The sequence below is a fragment of the Labrys wisconsinensis genome, from assembly GCF_030814995.1.
Classification (GTDB): Bacteria; Pseudomonadota; Alphaproteobacteria; order Rhizobiales; family Labraceae; genus Labrys; species Labrys wisconsinensis.
On sequence record NZ_JAUSVX010000001.1, the window covers coordinates 1,073,374 to 1,091,405 of the forward strand.

14 protein-coding genes and 1 tRNA gene are annotated in these 18,032 nt (G+C 72.6%); 9 read left to right on the top strand and 6 right to left on the bottom strand.

Translation table 11 applies throughout. The annotated features are described in order from the left end of the window. Positions 1 to 2: 2 nt before the first annotated feature. Positions 3 to 1,733 (bottom strand): VanW family protein, encoded by a 1,731-nt coding sequence (locus QO011_RS04955; RefSeq protein ID WP_307268463.1) that lies wholly within the window; start codon positions 1,731 to 1,733, stop codon positions 3 to 5. Between the two features lie 239 nt (positions 1,734 to 1,972). Here QO011_RS04955 and QO011_RS04960 point away from each other — a divergent pair, with 239 nt between their 5' ends. After that, positions 1,973 to 3,229, top strand: a complete 1,257-nt coding sequence (locus tag QO011_RS04960) for a multidrug effflux MFS transporter (protein ID WP_307268465.1) — start codon at positions 1,973 to 1,975, stop codon at positions 3,227 to 3,229. Between the two features lie 89 nt (positions 3,230 to 3,318). Here the strand turns inward: QO011_RS04960 and recQ are convergent, their stop codons facing one another. Beyond that, positions 3,319 to 5,121 (bottom strand): DNA helicase RecQ, encoded by a 1,803-nt coding sequence (recQ, locus tag QO011_RS04965; RefSeq protein WP_307268466.1) that lies wholly within the window; start codon positions 5,119 to 5,121, stop codon positions 3,319 to 3,321. 295 nt (positions 5,122 to 5,416) lie between these two features. Further along, the gene (locus QO011_RS04970; protein WP_307268468.1) at positions 5,417 to 5,971 is read right to left on the bottom strand and encodes a Chromate resistance protein ChrB; all 555 of its coding nucleotides are present in this window, start codon (positions 5,969 to 5,971) and stop codon (positions 5,417 to 5,419) included. 60 nt (positions 5,972 to 6,031) lie between these two features. On the opposite strand from QO011_RS04970, the gene QO011_RS04975 reads away from it, so the two are divergent. The 3 genes from QO011_RS04975 (at position 6,032) to QO011_RS04985 (ending at position 8,108) form a co-directional block, all read left to right on the top strand. Continuing rightward, a complete protein-coding gene (locus QO011_RS04975; protein WP_307269248.1) occupies positions 6,032 to 6,631 on the top strand; it encodes a cation efflux transmembrane domain-containing protein in 600 nt (199 codons plus the stop codon). 124 nt (positions 6,632 to 6,755) lie between these two features. Continuing rightward, positions 6,756 to 7,700 (top strand): tyrosine recombinase XerC, encoded by a 945-nt coding sequence (locus QO011_RS04980; protein ID WP_307268470.1) that lies wholly within the window; start codon positions 6,756 to 6,758, stop codon positions 7,698 to 7,700. 15 nt (positions 7,701 to 7,715) lie between these two features. Then, positions 7,716 to 8,108, top strand: coding sequence for a VOC family protein (locus tag QO011_RS04985; protein WP_307268473.1), 393 nt, complete (start codon positions 7,716 to 7,718; stop codon positions 8,106 to 8,108). Between the two features lie 220 nt (positions 8,109 to 8,328). On the opposite strand, the gene QO011_RS04990 is transcribed toward QO011_RS04985, so the two are convergent. Next, a complete protein-coding gene (locus QO011_RS04990) occupies positions 8,329 to 9,321 on the bottom strand; it encodes an NAD(P)H-dependent glycerol-3-phosphate dehydrogenase (protein WP_307268477.1) in 993 nt (330 codons plus the stop codon). Then, positions 9,318 to 10,373 (bottom strand): tRNA (adenosine(37)-N6)-threonylcarbamoyltransferase complex transferase subunit TsaD, encoded by a 1,056-nt coding sequence (tsaD, locus tag QO011_RS04995; RefSeq protein ID WP_307268479.1) that lies wholly within the window; start codon positions 10,371 to 10,373, stop codon positions 9,318 to 9,320. Before tsaD ends, QO011_RS04990 begins: the two co-directional genes overlap by 4 nt. A 128-nt stretch (positions 10,374 to 10,501) precedes the next feature. Between tsaD and hemC the strand changes: the two genes are divergently transcribed. The 4 genes from hemC (at position 10,502) to QO011_RS05015 (ending at position 15,399) form a co-directional block, all read left to right on the top strand. Further along, complete coding sequence (gene hemC, locus QO011_RS05000) at positions 10,502 to 11,434, top strand: hydroxymethylbilane synthase (RefSeq protein ID WP_307268482.1); 933 nt, start codon at positions 10,502 to 10,504, stop codon at positions 11,432 to 11,434. A 274-nt stretch (positions 11,435 to 11,708) separates the two neighbouring features. Beyond that, positions 11,709 to 12,413: a uroporphyrinogen-III synthase gene (locus QO011_RS05005; RefSeq protein WP_307268485.1), complete on the top strand. Its 705-nt coding sequence runs from the start codon at positions 11,709 to 11,711 to the stop codon at positions 12,411 to 12,413. Positions 12,414 to 12,428: 15 nt separating this feature from the next. Further along, the gene (locus QO011_RS05010) at positions 12,429 to 13,841 is read left to right on the top strand and encodes a COG4223 family protein (RefSeq protein WP_307268489.1); all 1,413 of its coding nucleotides are present in this window, start codon (positions 12,429 to 12,431) and stop codon (positions 13,839 to 13,841) included. A gap of 7 nt (positions 13,842 to 13,848) precedes the next feature. Continuing rightward, positions 13,849 to 15,399 (top strand): heme biosynthesis protein HemY, encoded by a 1,551-nt coding sequence (locus tag QO011_RS05015; RefSeq protein WP_307268491.1) that lies wholly within the window; start codon positions 13,849 to 13,851, stop codon positions 15,397 to 15,399. Between the two features lie 106 nt (positions 15,400 to 15,505). On the opposite strand, the gene htpG is transcribed toward QO011_RS05015, so the two are convergent. After that, complete coding sequence (htpG, locus tag QO011_RS05020; RefSeq protein ID WP_307268492.1) at positions 15,506 to 17,410, bottom strand: molecular chaperone HtpG; 1,905 nt, start codon at positions 17,408 to 17,410, stop codon at positions 15,506 to 15,508. Positions 17,411 to 17,902: 492 nt separating this feature from the next. On the opposite strand from htpG, the gene QO011_RS05025 reads away from it, so the two are divergent. Beyond that, positions 17,903 to 17,979, top strand: a tRNA-Arg gene (locus QO011_RS05025). Positions 17,980 to 18,032 lie beyond the last annotated feature (53 nt).

The window sequence follows — 18,032 nt, forward strand, 5'->3', positions numbered from 1 at the left end:
GCCTAAAGCACCGCCGCGATCGCCGCGCGCAGCGCCGCCGGGTCGTCCGCCGGCACGACGGTCAGCCCGTCCCGCTCGCCGAGGCCGCAGGCCGCGGTCGCGATCACCGGGATGCCGGCGGCCAGCGCCCGCAGCAGGGCGCGAGGCTGGTGCTCGACGATGGCGGGCAGCACCACCGCCGCCAGCTCCGCCGGCGCCTCGCCCGGCATGAGGCGCCGCACCGGCCGGTTGCCCCAGAAGCCGGCATGCTCGACGGCGCCGCCCTGCACCAGCACCTCGATATCGAGGCCGGTGATCGCCGCGCGCAGGGCATGGACGCCCTTGCGGCCGAGAGCCGAGGCCGGAAGCAGGATCGCCCGGCCGCCCCGCCGTGAGGCCAGCGGCGCGGCGGCGGCCCAGTCGAGGAGCTGCGTCCGGCCCGGGAACAGCGCCGCGATGCCGCGATGCGCGGTGATCAGCCGGGCGGCCGCGTCGAGCGCCGCCCGCTCCGCCGCGACGACGGCGTCGGGCGCACGGAAATCGCCGAGGGTCAGGCTCTCCGGGTGTCGCGCCAGCGCCTCGTCGAGCTGCGCCTGCAGCACGTCGAGCGGCAGGCGCTCCATCAGCACCTCGAAGCTGCGCCCCTGCAGCGCGCCGAGCCGCCACAGATGCGGCAGCAGGTTCTGCGACACCACCAGGTGGGTGTGCAGATGCGACAGCCTGCGGGCATGGCTCGCGGCGAGGCGGTCATCCGCCTCCAGGATCCGCGCCTGGAGCGCTGCGCCCTGCGGCGCACGGCGCAGCGCCAGCGACCGGCGCAGCGCGGCGAGGTCGGCGGAGGCTTCGGCGCCGCAGCGCCCCCTGGCCCAGCCATAGCGCGGCCCGCCGAACAGCCGGGTCGGCAGGACCAGCGCATCCCGCCGTGTCGCCCGCTCGGCGAACAGCGCCGCGAATTCGGGCGTGGCCGCGTCGAGCAGCCAGGCCGTGGGCAGGTGCCGCGTCAGGGCCGTGTCGGGATTGTTGAGGCGGCAGGACGTCTGGCCGCAGCTGGTGCAATCATGCGCGTCGCCTCGCCCGTCCGGCGCCGCCGGCTCGCCGAGGCGATCCAGGACACCGGGCACGCCCGACCGCAGCACCAGCTCCAGCGCGTCCGCCGTCATCCGCGCCTCGATGCGGAACGGGCGGGGGCTGCGGAAGCGCAGGTCGACATAGTTCCAGAACACCGTGGCGTCGCGGCCGGCCTGCGCCCGCGAGCCCGGCACCACCCGGCTGTGGGCGTGGCGCTCGACGATCTCGAAGCCGGCCTGCAGCGCCGCCTCGTAAAGGGCGTTGGAGAGCTGGCAGAGCCCGCCGCCGACGCTGGAGACCAGGCAGCCCTCGCGCAGCTCCCGGCCGGCGACGAAGCCGCGGCGGCGTGTGGCGCGGCCGACCTGGCGCCAGAAGCTGAACACCGCGCCGGCCGGCACCTCCACCCCGTCGATGCCGCGCAGCGCCACCCGGAGATTCTGCACCTTGCCGGCGGTGAGGGCGCGGTCCTTCTCGCCGGCGAGCCCGGTCCAGAGCGGCGAGCGCACCGTGGCGACGACAGGCGCCTCGGCGAGGACGCCGCCGGCGCCATGATGGGCGGCCCGCGTGCCGTCCAGCGTCTCGCGCAGGCCACGCAGGCCACGCAGCACCGTCGTCTTGGTGCGGAACAGCAGCGCGTCGGCACGGCTGGGAACGGCACGGCTGGGCAGGGCGAGGGTGGTGGACATGGTTTCCGACGCGGCTCCGCTGAGCATCACCTGCCGCCATTAAGCGCGCCCCGATCCGTGCGGCTGTGCGGGCCCGCACGCGCCATCGATGATGCACCCTGACATCATCCATCGATTTCTTTCATCGATTGCATCGGCATGATCACGCAAATGCCACGCTCGTCATGTTAGGGTAACCCCATTCCTGCGCCGGCGTTCCGCCCCCGCAATCGTTTTTGCCCGCCGCATTCGAGCCTGTCATGTCCCAAGTCCTCACCGGCTCGGCCGCCCGGCCGACCCCGGAGCCGTCGTTTCGCGAGTTCGTCTTCCTGATTGCCCTGGTGATGGCGCTGGTCTCGCTGTCGATCGACAACCTCCTGCCGGCCTTCGAACCGATCCGCGAAAGCCTCCGGGTGCCCGACGCCAACCAGATGCAGCTGATCATCACCGCCTATATGGGCGGCTTTGCCGCGATGCAGCTGGTGTACGGGCCGCTCTCCGACATGATCGGACGGCGGCCGATCCTGATCCTCGGCCTCACCATCTACACCGCCGGGACGCTGCTCGCGGTGTTCGCGACGAGCTACGAGGTGCTGCTGGCCGCCCGCGTCATCCAGGGCCTGGGCGGCGCCGCGGCGCGCGTCCTCGCCGTCGCCATCGTCCGCGACCGGTTCGAGGGCCGCGACATGGCGCGCGTCATGGCGCTCACCATGATGATCTTCATCATCGTGCCCGTGGTCGCTCCCGCCACCGGCAGCCTGTTCCTGATGCTGGGCGGCTGGCGGCTGATCTTCGTGTCGATGCTGGCGCTGGTTCTGATCGTGGTGGTCTGGTTCGGCCTGCGCATGCCCGAGACGCTGCACCCGGAATATCGGATGCCGGTCTCGGCCGCCAAGATCGGCGACGGCATCCGCCGCACCGTGACGACGCGCGCCTCGATCGGCAATGCCACGGCGCTCGGCCTCGCCATGGCCTGCCTGATGACCTATCTCGGCTCGTCCCAGCAGATCTTCGAGACCGAGATCTACCGCCTCGGCCACGGCTTCGTCGTGGTCTTCGGCCTGATCGCCATCTGCATGGGCGCCGCCGCCTTCGTCAATTCGCGGCTGGTGCAGACTCTCGGCATGCGCCGCCTCGCCCATGCCGGGATCTGCGGCTTCATCCTGGTGGCGCTGGTGATCCTGGCACAGGGCCTGATCTTCGGCGGCCGGCCGCCGCTGCTCCTGTTCGGCGTCACCCTGGCGCTGGCGCATTTCCTGCTCAGCCTGACCATGCCGAACTTCAACGCCATGGCCATGGAGCCGCTCGGCGACGTCGCCGGCACCGCCTCCTCCTTCATCGGCTCCTACACCACGCTGGCGGGCGCGGCCGGCGGCTATGTCTTCGGCCAGGCCTTCAACGGCACCATCCTGCCGCTGGCGACCGCCTATGTCGGGCTGGGGCTGGCCTGCCTCGGCGTGGTGCTGTGGACGGAGAAGGGCCGGCTGTTCTCGCCGCACCACGCCGACCCGGCGTGAGTGGGGGGCGTTGAACCGACGCAACTGATCGTCATGGACGGGCTTGTCCCGTCCATCCACGCGAACTCAGCGATGGCCGGTGGTCGCGTCTATCCCGTATGCCCGGCAATGACGGCAAGGAACGCCTCGCCGTAGCGCGCCAGCTTGGCGTCGCCGACGCCGTGCACCAGCCGCATGGCATAGGGATCGCGCGGGCGCAGGCTCGCCATGTCGATCAGGCTCTTGTCGGTGAAGACGACATAGGCCGGCACGCTTTCGGCCTTGGCGATCTCCAGGCGCAGGGCCTTGAGCGCGGCGAGCAGGGCGTGGTCCGCCGGCAGGCCGGCCTCCTGGCGCGCCGCCTCGCGCCGCGAGCGGGTGCTCTCGCGCGGCTGCAGCACGTCGGCGCGCAGCTCCACCCGCTCCGCGCCCTTCAGCACGGCCCAGCCCCGTTCGGTGAGGGCGAAGCTGCCATAGGACGTGATGTCCATCTGCATCAGGCCGAGCGCATAGACCTGGCGGATCAGCGAGCGCCATTCGCCCTTCGGCCGGTCCTTGCCGACGCCGAAGGTCTTCAGCCCCTGGTGGCCGGCGCGCAGCACCGCCTCGGTCTCCTCGCCGGCCAGCACCGCCACCAGGTGCTCGGCGCCGAAGCGCTCGCCGGTGCGCACCGCGGCCGAGAGGATCTTCTGCGCCTCGACCGTGCCGTCGAACACCTTGACGCCGCCCTCGCACAGGTCGCAGCGCCCGCAGGGCTCGCTCGCCTCGGCGAAATAGGAGAGCAGGGTCTGGCGCCGGCAGCGCGGCGCCTCCGCCAGGGCGATGAGGGCGTTGAGGCGCTGGCGCTCGATGCGCTTCTGGTCCTCGCTCGCCTCGCCTTCCTCGATCTGCAGGCGGCGCAGGCGGATGTCGTCGAGGCCGTAGAGCGTCAGCGTGTCGGCCGGCAGCCCGTCGCGGCCGGCGCGGCCGATCTCCTGGTAATAGGCCTCGATCGATTTCGGCAGCGCCGCATGGGCGACGAAGCGCACGTCCGGCTTGTCGATGCCCATGCCGAAGGCGACGGTGGCCGCCATCACCATCCCGTCCTCCTGCAGGAAGGCGTCCTGGTTGCGCGAGCGGGCCGCCGCGTCGAGCCCGGCATGATAGGGCAGGGCGTTGAAGCCGCTGTCGCTCAGCGCCTGGGCGAAGGCTTCCGTATCCTTGCGCGTGGCGCAGTAGACGATGCCGCTCTGGCCGCGATGGCGCTCGACGAAGCGCAGGATCTGCCGCCTGGCATTGTCCTTGGCCTGCATGGCGAGGCGGATGTTCGGCCGGTCGAAGCCGTGGATGAAGGTGCGCGGCGGGGCCTGGAACAGGCGCCGGACGATGTCCTCGCGGGTGGCGACGTCGGCCGTCGCGGTCAGCGCCATGGTCTGGACGCCGCCGAGCTGGCGGCGTACGTCGCCGAGGAGGGCATATTCCGGCCGGAAGTCGTGCCCCCATTGCGAGACGCAATGCGCCTCGTCGATCGCCAGCAGCTTGACGTCCGAGCGCGCCAGCCAGTCCAGCGTGGCGGGCAGGGCGAGGCGCTCGGGCGAGGCGTAGAGCAGCTTGAGGCGGCCGGCGCGCACCGCCTCGGCGACGCGCGAGCGCTCCTCCTCGTCATTGGCCGAGGACAGGCTGCCGGCCTCGACGCCGTTGCGCCTGAGCTGCGCCACCTGGTCGCGCATCAGCGCGATCAGCGGCGAGACCACCAGGGTCAGGCCCTCGCGCGCCAGGGCCGGCAGCTGGTAGCACAGCGACTTGCCGCCGCCGGTCGGCATGACGGCCAGCACGTCCTCGCCGCCGAGCACCGCCTCGACGATCGCCTGCTGGCCGGGCCGGTAGCCGGAGAAGCCGAAGACGTGCTCGAGGATGTGATGCGGATCGGTCATGCGGCGACCATGGCGCAGGAAGCTGATTCGGGGGAAGTCGATAGCCGCAGGAGCCGCACGGGCGCCAGCGCAGGCTGTGCTGAAATGCGCCCCTCGGCGGCGGTCTCATGGGTATGGGCTATCGATGACGCCAGATCTTCACAGCGCCGAGAAGCAGGATGGCCGCAAGTGGATCGGCCTTGCCTGGGCCCACGCCAATCGACTCGCCAAGGATAGGCCGGAACCGCAGCCCGAGTGAATCATCGGCCGTTCCCATACGGGCAAACTATCCGCGGTGCTGGCGGCACGCATCCCATCAAGACAAGCCCGGGCGGTTCTCGTCCTGGGCCGCAAAGACATCCTGAGCATAGGTTTCAAGCAGCGCCTCGCACCCGGCGAGCCGAGCGGCCGCTTCCTCCGCCAAGGCCGCGCCGTAGAAATCGAGCTTGCGGATCTTCTCGAACCAGCTCTTCAGCTTCTTGAGGTCGATGTCGTTCTCCTCAAGCTCCGCGTAGGTGAAGTGGTTGGCTGCCCGCTCGCGTGCGATCTCTGCCTCGAAGTCTCCACAGCGGCCCAGCAGTTCCCGATATTCCTCATCCCGATCGGCCTTGAAGCGAGCGATCACCTTATCGGTCTGGGCCTTGTCCAGGGGGGCGCTCTCCAGGAGCACCGATTCGCCGCCCATGCCGGCGATCTCGTTCTCGGTGATCTTGAGCGCCCGCCGATGCTCATCCGTTTGCGGCAGCAGACACACGCCATTCTGCAGATAGACCGCGCCTAGCCCTTTGAGCTTTCGCCACAGGGCGACACGCCGCCGCGGGGGATCGGCTGGAACCTTGTAGGTGAGAAGAAGCCAAGTCTCGGTAGCCATACGATCCTGCGTATTGTATCAGCAGTTACATATCAAGCGTGACGGAGACGCCGTGTGGATCTGACCGATACTGACACGCGCAGCTGCGTTCTCCGGCGAGCGGTCACGATCGTCGCCCTCGCGAACCTCGCCTATTTTGGGGTGGAGTTCGCCGTGGCTCTTTCCATCGGATCGGTCTCGTTGTTCGCCGATTCGGTCGATTTCCTGGAGGACACCGCGGTCAATTTCCTGATCCTGGTGGCGCTGGGTTGGTCGGCGCGCTCCCGCGCCCGAGTTGGCATGGCCTTGGCCGCGATCCTGCTCGTGCCGGCGATTGCGACAATCTGGACCGCCTGGCAGAAGTTCATGGTGCCGGTGGCTCCGGAGCCGCTTGCGCTGTCCTTGACCGGCCTGGGCGCGCTTGTCGTCAACCTGAGCTGTGCATTCTTGCTCGCCCGTTTCCGTCATCACAGCGGAAGTCTGACCAAGGCCGCTTTCCTGTCCGCCCGCAACGATGCGGTTGCGAACGTGGCGATCATCGGTGCGGGACTGGTCACGGCCTTCGCATGGAGGTCAGCGTGGCCCGACCTGATCGTCGGGCTCGGCATCGCGGTCATGAACGCCGATGCGGCGCACGAGGTGTGGACAGCCGCCAGAAAGGAGCACCGGGCCGCAGCCTGATCGCGAGGAGGCGGCATGGCGTTCACCGATGGTGAGCACCGGAGCCACCGGCACCATGAACTTCTGCCAGGCGGTCCAGATCGGCGCAACCAAACGCTCAGGATTGTCCGCTAGGCTCCGGCCCATGCTCGCCCTGATCGCCGCCCCAGACCTCGCCGCCGCCCGGGCCCGCTGGCTCGCCTATCTCGCCACCGAGCGGCGCATGAGCCCGAAGACCGTCGAGGCCTATGAGCGCGACGCGACGTCGCTGCTGCGCTTCCTCACCGGGCATCTCGGCGAGCCGCCCGACATCGCCGCGGTTGCGGAAATAGCCCCACGCGAGGTGCGCGCCTTCATCGCCGCCCGCCGGGTGGACGGGCTGAAGCCGCGCTCGCTGATGCGGGCGCTGGCGGCGGCGCGCGCCTTCGCCCGCTTCCTCGAGCGCGAGGGGCACGGCGCCAGCGGCGCGCTCACCGCCGTGCGCGGCCCCAAGCTGCCGCAGAGCCTGCCCAAGCCGCTGTCGCCCGAGGCGGCCCGGGCCGTGTCGGACGCCGACAGCCGCGCCGGCGAGGCGTGCGCCCCCTGGATCCTCGCCCGCGACGCCGCCGTGCTGGCGCTGTGCTACGGCGCCGGCCTGCGCATCTCCGAGGCGCTCGGCATCCGCCGCAAGGACGCGCCGGTCGACGGCCGCAACGACGTCACCGTCCTCGGCAAAGGGGCCAAGATGCGCAGCGTGCCGGTGATCGCGCCGGTGTCGCGCGCCGTCGCCGACTATATCAGGCTGGTCCCCTACGCCCTCGACCCCGACGGGCCGCTCTTCGTCGGCGCCCGCGGCGGCCCGCTGTCGCCGCGCATCGTCCAGCTCGCCATGGAGCGGCTGCGCGGCGCGCTCGGCCTGCCGGACTCGGCGACGCCGCACGCCCTGCGCCATTCCTTCGCCACCCATCTCCTCGGGCGCGGCGGCGACCTGCGCTCGATCCAGGAGCTGCTCGGCCATGCCAGCCTCTCCACCACGCAGATCTACACCAAGGTGGACGCGGCCGAGCTGATGCGCGTCTATCGGGCGACCCATCCGCGGGCGCGGGCCTGAGAAAGGGGGAGCGCCATGCGGCAGGCCATCGGCGCCGTCACCCTCGTGGTGCGCGACTATGACGAGGCCAGGGCCTGGTACACCGGCGTGCTCGGCTTCGACCTCATCGAGGACACGCCGCTCGGCGGCGGCAAGCGCTGGCTGACGGTGGCGCCGCCCGGGTCCGGCGAGGCCCGGCTGCTGCTCGCCAGGGCCGATTCGCCGGCGCAGGCCGCGCGCGTCGGCGACCAGACCGGCGGGCGCGTGTTCCTCTTCCTCCACACCGACGATTTTGCCCGCGACCACCGGCGCTTCCTCGCGCGGGGCGTGCGCTTCCTGGAGGAGCCGCGCGAGGAGGCCTACGGCACCGTGGCGGTGTTCGAGGATCTCTACGGCAACAAGTGGGACCTGCTGCAGCTCAGGGGATAGCGGGAGATCGTCGCTTCGATGCCACCCGCGACGTCGGCAGATCCCTTCCCCCTTGCGGGGAAGGGTAGGGGATGGGGGTGGTGAAAGGTGAGGCGACCGGCTCGAAGAAGGCGCCGGCTGCAACGTCGCGCTCCATTCCGCGCCACCCCCACCTCCTACTCCTCCCCGCAAGGGGGAGGAGAGCGGCCAGCGTCGCGCTTGAAGCTGCGAAGGCGCTTCATCAAGCCTCGGCCTTGAGCGGCCGGGACAGCAGCACCTCGATCGCGGCGTCGACGGTGAGCCGCCCGGCGATGAGGTCGGCCACGGCCTGCGCCACCGGCATGTCGACGCCTTTCGCCGCCGCCATCTCCGCGAGGATGCCGGCGGTCCACACGCCCTCGGCCAGCCCGACCGCGGCGACGGCCGCCTCGACGGCGAGGCCCCGTCCCAGCGCCTCGCCGAGCCGCCGGTTGCGCGAGCGCGACGAGGTGCCGGTCAGGACGAGGTCGCCGAGGCCGGACAGGCCCGCCAGCGTCTCGGCCCGGGCGCCGTAGGCGACGCCGAAGCGCGTCAGCTCGGCGAAGGCGCGGGCGATCAGCGCCGCGACGGCGCTCTCGCCGAAGCCCTTGCCGGCGGCGATCCCGGCGGCGATCGCCAGCACGTTCTTGGCCGCCCCGCCGATCTCGACGCCGCGCATGTCGGTGGCGTGGTAGAGCCGGAAGGTCGGCGACCCCAGGGCCAGCGCCAGGGCTTCGCCCGTGGCGGCCTCGGCGCAGGCCAGCGTCAGCGCCGTCGGCGAGCCGGCGGCGATGTCGGCGGCGAAGCCCGGGCCGGAGAGGATGGCCGGCACCGCCCGCGGCAGCGCCGCAGCGACGATCTCGGTGACGAAGCGCCCGGTGCTGCGCTCGATGCCCTTGGCCGCCGCGATGACCGGCACGTCGGGCGCCAGCACCGACGCCAGGGCCGCGGCGGCCGCGGCGAGGTTCTGGGTCGGCACCGCGAGGATGACGGCCTCGGCCCGCCGCAGGTCGTCGGGCGCGGCGCTCGGCGTCACCGCCGGCGGCAGAACCGCCTCGGGCAGGCGCGGGCTGCGCCGGCTCGCCGCCATCGCCGCCGCCTGATCCGCATCGCGGGCCCACAGCAGCGCGCGCCGCCCGGCCCGCGCCGCGGCGCAGGCGAGCGCGGTGCCGAAGGCGCCGGCGCCGACCACCGCCACGACATCGAAGCGCCTCATGCCTTCTTCCCCGCTGCCGCGGCCGTGGGATCGAGCGCCCAGCGGGCGCGCGGGCTGGTGTCGAGCCCATCGGTCAGCCCGGCGAGCAGGCGCTCGGCGCCGGCCCAGGCGATCATGGCGCCGTTGTCGGTGCACAGCGCCTGGGGCGGCGTGACGATCCTCAGGCCCGCTTCGGCGCCGAGGCGCTGCAGACCGCGCCGGATGGCATGGTTGGCAGCGACGCCGCCGGCGACCACCAGGCAGCTCGGCTGGCCGGCCACGTCGCGGAAGCGGCGCAGCCCGGCGCGGGTGCGGTCGACGATCATGTCGACCACCGCCGCCTGGAACGAGGCGCAGAGGTCGGCCACGTCCTGGTCGGTCACCGGCGCGATGCGCGAGGCCTCGATCCGGACCGCCGTCTTCAGGCCCGACAGCGAGAAGTTCGGCTCGGGGCGCCCCTGCATCGGCCGCGGAAAGGAAAAGCGCAAGGGATCGCCGGCGAGCGCCGCCTGCTCCACCGCCGGGCCGCCGGGATAGGGCAGGCTGAGCAGCTTGGCCGTCTTGTCGAAGGCCTCGCCGATGGCGTCGTCGATGGTGGTGCCGAGCCGGACATAGTCGCCGAGGCCGCGCACGGCGACGAGCTGGGTGTGGCCGCCCGAGGCGAGCAGCAGGAGATAGGGGAAGGGCACCCGGTCGGTGAGGCGCGGCGTCAGCGCATGCGCCTCCAGGTGGTTGACGGCGATCAGCGGCTTGCCCAGCACCAGGGCCAGCGCCTTGGCGGTGGTGAGGCCGACGATGACGCCGCCGATCAGGCCGGGGCCGGCCGCAGCGGCGACCGCATCGAGGGCGCGGATCGGCGTCTTCGCCTCGGCGAGGGCCCGCTCGATGATGTGGTCGAGCGCCTCGACATGGGCGCGCGCCGCGATCTCCGGCACGACGCCGCCATAGGCGGCATGCTCGGCCACCTGCGACAGCACCACGTTGGACAGCACCGAGCCCTCGCCGTCCGCGTCGAGGCGCACCACCGCGGCGGCGGTCTCATCGCAGGTGGTTTCGATGCCGAGAACGAGCATGGCTTGGCTTTCGATTGGCGCGCGGCCACCCTATAGTCCGCCCGCTTCGCGCCGCAAGGCGCGGAGCCCCGGATGGATTTGCCGGGTGCGGGCGCCCGGCCCGCACCCGGCGCAGGCTGGAACGGCATATGGTATCTGAGACCCTGTTGCGCATCGGCACCCGAGGCAGCCCCCTCGCCCTGGCGCAGGCCCACGAGACGGCCCGCCGGCTCGGCGCGGCGCATGGCGTCGATCCCGGCCGCTTCGCCATCGTCGTGTTCAAGACCTCCGGCGACCGCATCCAGGACCGGCCGCTGTCGGAGGCGGGCGGCAAGGGCCTGTTCACCAAGGAGCTGGAGCAGGCGCTGCTCGAAGGCGCCATCGACATCGCCGCCCATTCCGCCAAGGACATGGCGACCACCCTGCCGCCGGGCCTGGCCATAGCGGCCTTTCTCGAGCGCGAGGACCCGCGCGACGCCCTGATCGCGCCCGGCGTCGCGACGCTGGCGGACCTGCCGCACGGCGCCGTGGTCGGCAGCGCCTCGCTGCGCCGCCAGGCCCAGCTCAAGCGCCTGCGCCCGGACCTGCGGCCGGTGCTGTTCCGCGGCAATGTCGAGACACGGCTGCGCAAGATCGCCGAGGGCGCGGCCGACGCGACCCTGCTGGCGCTCGCCGGGCTGAAGCGCCTCGGCCTGGAGGGTCATGCCAGCGAGATCCTGCCGGTCGAGACCTTCCTGCCGGCCGTGGGGCAGGGGGCGATCGCCCTCGAGACGCGGGAAGCCGATGCCGAGGCCCGGCGCCTGGTGGCCGCGATCGGCCATCGCGACACGGAGATCGCCGTGCGGGCCGAGCGCGCCTTCCTCGCCGTGCTCGACGGCTCCTGCCGCACGCCGATCGCCGGCCATGCCCGGGTCGAGGGCGGCCGTGTCGCCTTCCGCGGCCAGATCCTGACGCCCGACGGAAGCGAGGCCCACGAGACGGAGCGCGAGGGACCGGCCGCCGAGGCGGATGCCCTCGGCCGCGCCGCCGGCGAAGAGCTGCGGGCGCGGGGCGGGCCGGCATTCTTCGGGGGGCCCGTGTGAGGTGGGGGGCCGCTTCACGTGAGCGCCGGGCTGGGCGAGACGCGCCGATCTCGGACCAAGCTCGACGCTTGCGTCCTCCCTCCCCCTTGTGGGGAGGGGTGAGGGGTGGGGGTCCGGCAGGACGAAGTGCGACGTCCGTCGAGAGACGCCCTTGGCCCCGGAATCCGCTCGTTCTGCACGACCCCCACCCCTCACCCCTCCCCACAAGGGGGAGGGGAACAATCAACGTCGCGTTCGTGCCTTTTACGCCACAAAGCCTCCCCGGCCCGCACCGATGAGCCGCGTCCTGATCACGCGTCCCCTCGCCGAGGCACAGGCGACGTGCCGGCGGCTGGCGGCGATGGGGCATATGGCGCTGGTCGAGCCGATGCTGACCGTCTCCTTTCGGGACGAGCCGCTGCCGCCGGGACCGTTCGACGCGGTCATCGTCACCAGCGGCAACGCCCTGGCCGCGATCGAGGGGCGGCCGGAGACGGCGGCGCTGCTCGGCCTGCCGCTGGTCGCCGTCGGACGGCGCACGGCCATGGCGGCCCAGGCCGCCGGCTTTGCCGGCGCCGAATCGCACGGCCGCGACGTTGCGGCCCTGGTCGCCCACCTCTCGGTCGCCTGGCGCCGGCCGCAGCGCGTGCTCTATCTCGCCGGCGCCGACCGCACCACGGACCCGGATGCGGCGCTGCGCCCGCTCGGCCACGATGTCACCACCGCCATCGTCTACGACGCAGTCAAGGCGACGCGATTCTCCGACGCGGCGCTCGAGGCGCTGCAGGAGGGGGCGATCGACGCGGTGCTGCACTATTCCGCCCGCACCGCCGAGGCCTTCGTCGCCTGCTGCGGCGCCGACATGCCGCTCGGCCCGGCGCCGTTCCGGCATCTCTGCCTCTCGGCCAAGGTCGGCGAGGTGTTGCGGTCGGCGGGCGGGAGTCGCATCCTTGTCGCCGAGCGGCCCGACGAAGATGCCCTGCTCGCGCTGCTGGCGTGAGCGACAGCCTCTGACATGGACTCCAACGACGAGGACGGCATGGAGAACGACGACGACAAGGCCGCCGGGCGCAAGGCGCGCCGCCCGACCGGCGCCGGATCGCCGGTGATCGACCTCCAGGCCACGGAGGTTGCGTCCGAGCCCGCGCCGACCACGGACGAACCGGCCGCGGCGCCGGAGACGGCGGCCGCGGGCCCTGCCGACCCGGCGCCCGCCGAGGCGGCGACACCGCCCGGGCAAGGCCCCTGGGCGGGGGCCGAGGACTCACGCGGGACGTCGACGCCGGAGACGCCGGCCTCGGACGCCGGAACGCCGGAACCGCCGAAGCCCGGGCCGGAGGCGCCGCGCGTGCCGCCGCTCGACGTCTTCGCCGAGCGCCAGCCGAGGCCCTCCCGCCTGCCGCTCGCCCTGGCGGCCCTCGCCGGCGGTGTCGTCGGCGGCGCGCTCGTGCTGGCCGCCATGTTCGCCGGGCTGGTGCCGGGTGGCGGCGCGCCGCAGGACGAGACGCTCGCCCCGCGCCTCGCCGCCATCGAGCAGGAGCTGGCTTCCGGCCGCCAGGCGCTCGACCGCACCGCCGGCCGGGTGGCGGCGGTGGAGACGGCGGTGAAGGGCGCCTCCGACAGCGCCAGCAACGCCATCAACCTGGCCGAGGAGGCCAAGGTCGCGGCCGCGAACGTCCCGGCGGCCGCGCCCTCCGGCACGCCGGTCGACCTGGCGCCGCTCGGCAAGCGGCTCGACGACACCGACAAGGCCGTCGCGGATCTGCGGGCCGCCGTCGACCCGCTCGGCCAGAAGGTGACCGCCGCGGCCGACGCGGCGACACAGACCAGGGCCGGGATCGAGGTCGTGCAGCAGCGCCTCGGCGCCCTCGAGCAGGCCGCCTCCGGCAGCCGCGAGCGGTCTGCCGCCTATCTCGTGGCCCTGTCGCAGCTCGGCGAAGCGCTGCGGGCCGGCCGCCCCTTCGAGCCGGAGCTGCAGGCGGCGAGCGCGCTCGCCGGCGACGCCAGGCCGCTAGATGCGCTGACGCCGCTGGCCGACCGCGGCGCCCCCTCGCTCGACGGCCTGACGCAAGCCTTCGACGCGCTGGCGCCGAGCCTCGTTTCCACGCTCGCGCCCAAGCCGGCCTCGGCGCCGGCCGCAGCCGAGCCGAGTGCGCTCGACCGTCTGTGGACGAGCTTCGGCAGCGTCGTGAGCGTGACGCGCGACGACCAGCCCGACGCGCTCGCGGCGGCGCAACCGGTGAAGGCGGTGTCCGATGCCCTGCATCGCGGCGATCTCGCCGCCGCCCTCGACGCCTTCGCGGCCATGCCCGAGGCTGCCCGCACGGCCGGCGCCGCCTGGGCGACCGAGGCCAAGGCCCGCCTCGACGCCGACGCGCTGGTGCGCAGCCAGAGCGCAGCCGCGCTCAAGACCCTCTCCGGCAAGTGAGGCGCCGATGATCCGCGTTCTCGTTCTCATCGCGCTGCTCGCCCTGGTCGCCGCGGGGCTGAGCTGGCTGGCCGACCGGCCGGGCGACATCGTGCTCGCCTGGCAGGGCTGGCACGTCAAGACCTCGGTCATGGCTGCGGCGGTGGCGCTGCTGATCCTGGTCGTGGTGCTGATGGTGCTGGTCGCGCTGCTGCGCGCCCTGCTGCGCACGCCGGAGAGCTTCTCCCTGTTCCTGCGCACGCGCCGGCGCTCCAAGGGCTTCAACGCGGTGACGCAGGGCATGATCGCCGTCGGCGCCGGCGACACGCGGCGGGCCCAGCGCCAGGCGATCGAAGCCGAGCGCATCCTCGGGACCGAGCCGCTCGCCCTGCTGCTCCGGGCGCAGGCGGCGCAGCTCTCGGGCGACCGGGCCGGGGCCGAGGCCGCCTTCACCGCCATGCTGCAGGACCCCGAGACCAAGCCGCTCGGCCTGCGCGGCCTGTTCATCGAGGCCCGGCGCCGCGGCGACGTCAAGGCCGCCCGGCTGCTGGCGGCCGAAGCGGTGAAGGCCTCGCCCTCCCTGCCCTGGGCCGGCACGGCGCTCCTGGAATTCCAGTCGATCGAGAAGGATTGGACCGGCGCCCTGGCGACCCTCGCCCGCAACGCCGAGCACCGGCTCGTCGACAGGGACACGGCGCGGCGCCAGCGCGCCGTGCTGCTCACCGCCCGGGCCCTGGACGCGGCGGAGCGCGACCGCGCCGCCGCCAAGGCCGGAGCGCTGGAGGCCCTGAAGCTCGCGCCCGGCCTGGTGCCCGCCGCGGTGCTGGCGGCCCGCCTGCTCGCCGACGGCAACGAGATCCGCAAGGCGTCGAAGGTGCTGGAGACGGCCTGGCGCGCCGGCCCGCACCCGGACCTCGCCGACGCCTATATGAGCGTGCGGCTCGGCGATTCCGCCCGCGACCGGCTCGCCCGGGTGCAGACCCTGGCGGCGCAGGCGCCCGGCAACCCCGAAAGCGCCCTGGCGCTCGGCCGTGCCGCCCTGGCGGCCCGCGAGTTCCCGGCCGCCCGCGGCGCGCTGGCGCCGCTGCTCAACGGCGGTGCCACCGAGCGCGTCTATCTGCTGATGGCCGAGATCGAGGAGGCCGAGAACGGCGCCACCGGCCGCGTGCGCGAATGGCTCTCGCGCGCGGTCCGCGCCCCGCGCGACCCGGCCTGGACCGCCGACGGCATGGTTTCCGACGTCTGGCTGCCGGTGTCGCCGGCCACCGGGCGTATCGACGCCTTCGAATGGAAGCGGCCGGTCGAACGCATCGGCGGCCCGCTCGTCGACCCCGCCGACGACGTGCTGGCCGATATCGACGAGCCGGCGCAGATGATCGCCTACGAGGACAAGGCCGAGCCCGCACCGGCGCCCGATCCGAAGCCCGCCGCGCCGGAGCCGGTCAAGCTGTCGCTGGTCGGCGACAAGTCCGCGCCCGTGCCGCCGCCGATCCCCGCCACCCATCCGGTGCCGGACGACCCCGGCATGACCGAGGACACGCCGCCGGCCAAGGCCGGTCTGTTCTCCTGGAAAGGGTGAAGGCGGCAGGCCGCGAGCCCGCCGCGCCGCCTCATGTCATCGGCCCCGGTCTTCGACCGGCGCCGCGTGGACGGTGCCCGGGCACCGCCCGGGCCTGGAATGGCCGTCAGCCCAGCCCCTTGGCCATCACCCGGGCCAGGCGCTCGGCGAAGGCCCTGGGATCGACCGGCGGCTCGCCGTCGAGGATGCGGGCCTCGTCGAACAGCAGGCGGGCGGCATCCTCCACGAAGGCCGGCTCGGCGCCCGCCTCGCGCGCCGCGGCGAGGCGCGTCACCACGGCGTGGCGCGGATTGACCTCCAGCACCGGCTTCTGCGTCGCGTCGAGCCGCCCGGCGCCGGCCAGGATCTTCTCCAGCCGCCGGTCGGGACCGTGGTCCGGCGCCACCAGGCAGACCGCGCTGTCGGTCAGGCGCTCGGAGGCGCGGACATCCGCCACCGCCTCGCCCAGCGTCTGCTTGACGAAGCCGATGAAGCCGGCCACCGCGGCCGTGGTCTCGGGGCTCGCCTCGGCGGGCTTGTCGACCAGCGGAATCTCAGCCAGGTCGGCCGCGCCCTGGGTCACCGACTTGAACGGCTTGCCGTCGAAGCCGAGCGCCGAGGTCACCCAGAAGCTGTCGACGGGATCGGAGAGCAGCAGCACCTCGATGCCGCGGGCCCGGAAGCCCTCCAGGTGCGGCGAGGCGTCGAGCCGCGCCGCGTCCTCGCCGGCGAGATAGTAGATCGCCGTCTGGTTCTCCCTATGGCCGGCGACATAGTCCTTGAGCGAGCGCCAGCCGCCCTTCGCCGCCGTGGTCTTGAAGCGGGCGAGCCCCAGCAGGGCGTCGCGGCGCTCGAAATCCTCGTAGAGGCCTTCCTTCAGCACGGCGCCGAAGCTGTCCCAGATCTTCTCGTAGGCCGCGGCGTCGCTGCCGGCGAGCTTCTCCAGTTCGCTCAGCACCCGGCCGGTCACCGCCTTGCGGATGGCGGCGAGGATCGGGCTCTCCTGGATCATCTCGCGCGAGACGTTGAGCGGCAGGTCGGCCGAATCGATCAGGCCGCGCACGAACCGGAGATAGCCCGGCAGGATCTCCGCCTCGTCGGTGATCAGCACCCGGCGCACATAGAGCTTCATGCGGCCCTTGCGCGCCGGCTCGAACAGGTCGAGCGGGCGCGAGCCGGGGACGAAGGCCAGGAGCGTGTATTCCTGCCGGCCCTCGGCGCGGACATGGATGGTCAGGGCCGGATCGTCGAACTGGCCGGCGACGCTGCGGTAGAAATCCGCATACTCCTCCGGCTTGATCTCCGCCTTGGGACGGGTCCACAGCGCCGCGCCGTCGGCGATCTCGGCGGGCTCGGCACCGGGCGCCTCGACCAGCACGATCGGCACCGGCACATGGCCGGACTGGGCCTTGACGATGCGCTGAACAGTGAACCGCTCGGCATAGTCCCTGGCATCGTCCATCAGGTGCAGCGTCACGCGCGTGCCGCGCGCCGGCGCGTCCTCGAGCGCGGCTGGCGCGATGGAATAGGTGCCCTTGCCGTCCGAGCTCCACAGGGTGGCCTCGTCCGTGCCGGCACGGCGCGAGACCACGTCGACGCGGTCCGCCACCATGAAGCTGGAATAGAAGCCGACGCCGAACTGGCCGATCAGCTGGGTGCCCTCGGCCTCCGCCGCCCTGGCCGCCTCGATCTGCTCCATGAAGGCCTTGGTGCCGGAGCGGGCGATGGTGCCGAGCGCGTCGACCATCTCGTCGCGGCTCATGCCGATGCCGTTGTCGACGATGCTGACGAGGCCCTTGTCCTTGTCGAGCTCGATGCGGATCTGGGGCTTGGGATCCTCGCCGGTGAGCTCCGGCCGGGCGATCGCCTCGTAGCGCAGCTTCTCGCAGGCGTCGGCGGCGTTCGAGATCAGCTCCCGCAGAAACACATCCTTGTCGGAATAGACCGAATGCACCATCAGGTGCAGCAGCTTGGCGACGTCCGCCTCGAAAGCGCGGCTCTCCTCGGCCCGCGCCTGGTTTTCAACGCTCATGACCAACCCTTGTTCGTGGGGCGCGTCCGCTTCCCGAGAGGAAAGGCCGCTCGCCCGGATGCGACGAGGCGACAGATGGACAATCGCCCGGACCGATGCAAGGGCCCTCGCACCGGGCGCCGAACACAAAAAATAAGGGGCCGATCCTGGGAGGACCGGCCCGAGAGGGCGTTGGGGCTGAACCTTGAAGGCCGCCTCGGCATCCCGGTCCAGCATAAGCCGGGGGGCTGGGGGGCTGAGGTTTCCGACAGATGCGGAACCGGGCGCCGAGGCAACGCGGATGTTTTCCCGCCGGGCTGCGGCACCTGGTGGGCCTCTTCATGGCGAAAGCAAGATTTTCCTGCGTGACATCAGATACAATTCGCCGGGCGCTTTTTGTGCGCCCCGCGACGCAAAGCGCTTGCATTCCCGCGCTCGTCCGCCTAAGCAGTGCGCCTCCGGCGGCGGCTCGCCTGCCGCCGGTGCACGAGCGGGTCACCGCTGCCGTGCCGCGCGCCCGTAGCTCAGCTGGATAGAGCATCAGACTACGAATCTGAGGGTCAGAGGTTCGAATCCTTTCGGGCGCGCCAATTTCCTCCCGACAATCCGATAGCCGAGGGGTCCGGCCGGATCCTTCCCGCCT

What these genes read in the sequence shown, in the direction of transcription:
- QO011_RS04955 (WP_307268463.1), bottom strand. Translation starts at nt 1,733, where the DNA reads ATGTCCACCACCCTCGCCCTGCCCAGCCGTGCCGTTCCCAGCCGTGCC.
- QO011_RS04960 (WP_307268465.1), top strand. Translation starts at nt 1,973, where the DNA reads ATGTCCCAAGTCCTCACCGGCTCGGCCGCCCGGCCGACCCCGGAGCCG.
- recQ (WP_307268466.1), bottom strand. Translation starts at nt 5,121, where the DNA reads ATGACCGATCCGCATCACATCCTCGAGCACGTCTTCGGCTTCTCCGGC.
- QO011_RS04970 (WP_307268468.1), bottom strand. Translation starts at nt 5,971, where the DNA reads ATGGCTACCGAGACTTGGCTTCTTCTCACCTACAAGGTTCCAGCCGAT.
- QO011_RS04980 (WP_307268470.1), top strand. Translation starts at nt 6,756, where the DNA reads ATGCTCGCCCTGATCGCCGCCCCAGACCTCGCCGCCGCCCGGGCCCGC.
- QO011_RS04985 (WP_307268473.1), top strand. Translation starts at nt 7,716, where the DNA reads ATGCGGCAGGCCATCGGCGCCGTCACCCTCGTGGTGCGCGACTATGAC.
- QO011_RS04990 (WP_307268477.1), bottom strand. Translation starts at nt 9,321, where the DNA reads ATGAGGCGCTTCGATGTCGTGGCGGTGGTCGGCGCCGGCGCCTTCGGC.
- tsaD (WP_307268479.1), bottom strand. Translation starts at nt 10,373, where the DNA reads ATGCTCGTTCTCGGCATCGAAACCACCTGCGATGAGACCGCCGCCGCG.
- hemC (WP_307268482.1), top strand. Translation starts at nt 10,502, where the DNA reads ATGGTATCTGAGACCCTGTTGCGCATCGGCACCCGAGGCAGCCCCCTC.
- QO011_RS05005 (WP_307268485.1), top strand. Translation starts at nt 11,709, where the DNA reads ATGAGCCGCGTCCTGATCACGCGTCCCCTCGCCGAGGCACAGGCGACG.
- QO011_RS05010 (WP_307268489.1), top strand. Translation starts at nt 12,429, where the DNA reads ATGGACTCCAACGACGAGGACGGCATGGAGAACGACGACGACAAGGCC.
- QO011_RS05015 (WP_307268491.1), top strand. Translation starts at nt 13,849, where the DNA reads ATGATCCGCGTTCTCGTTCTCATCGCGCTGCTCGCCCTGGTCGCCGCG.
- htpG (WP_307268492.1), bottom strand. Translation starts at nt 17,410, where the DNA reads ATGAGCGTTGAAAACCAGGCGCGGGCCGAGGAGAGCCGCGCTTTCGAG.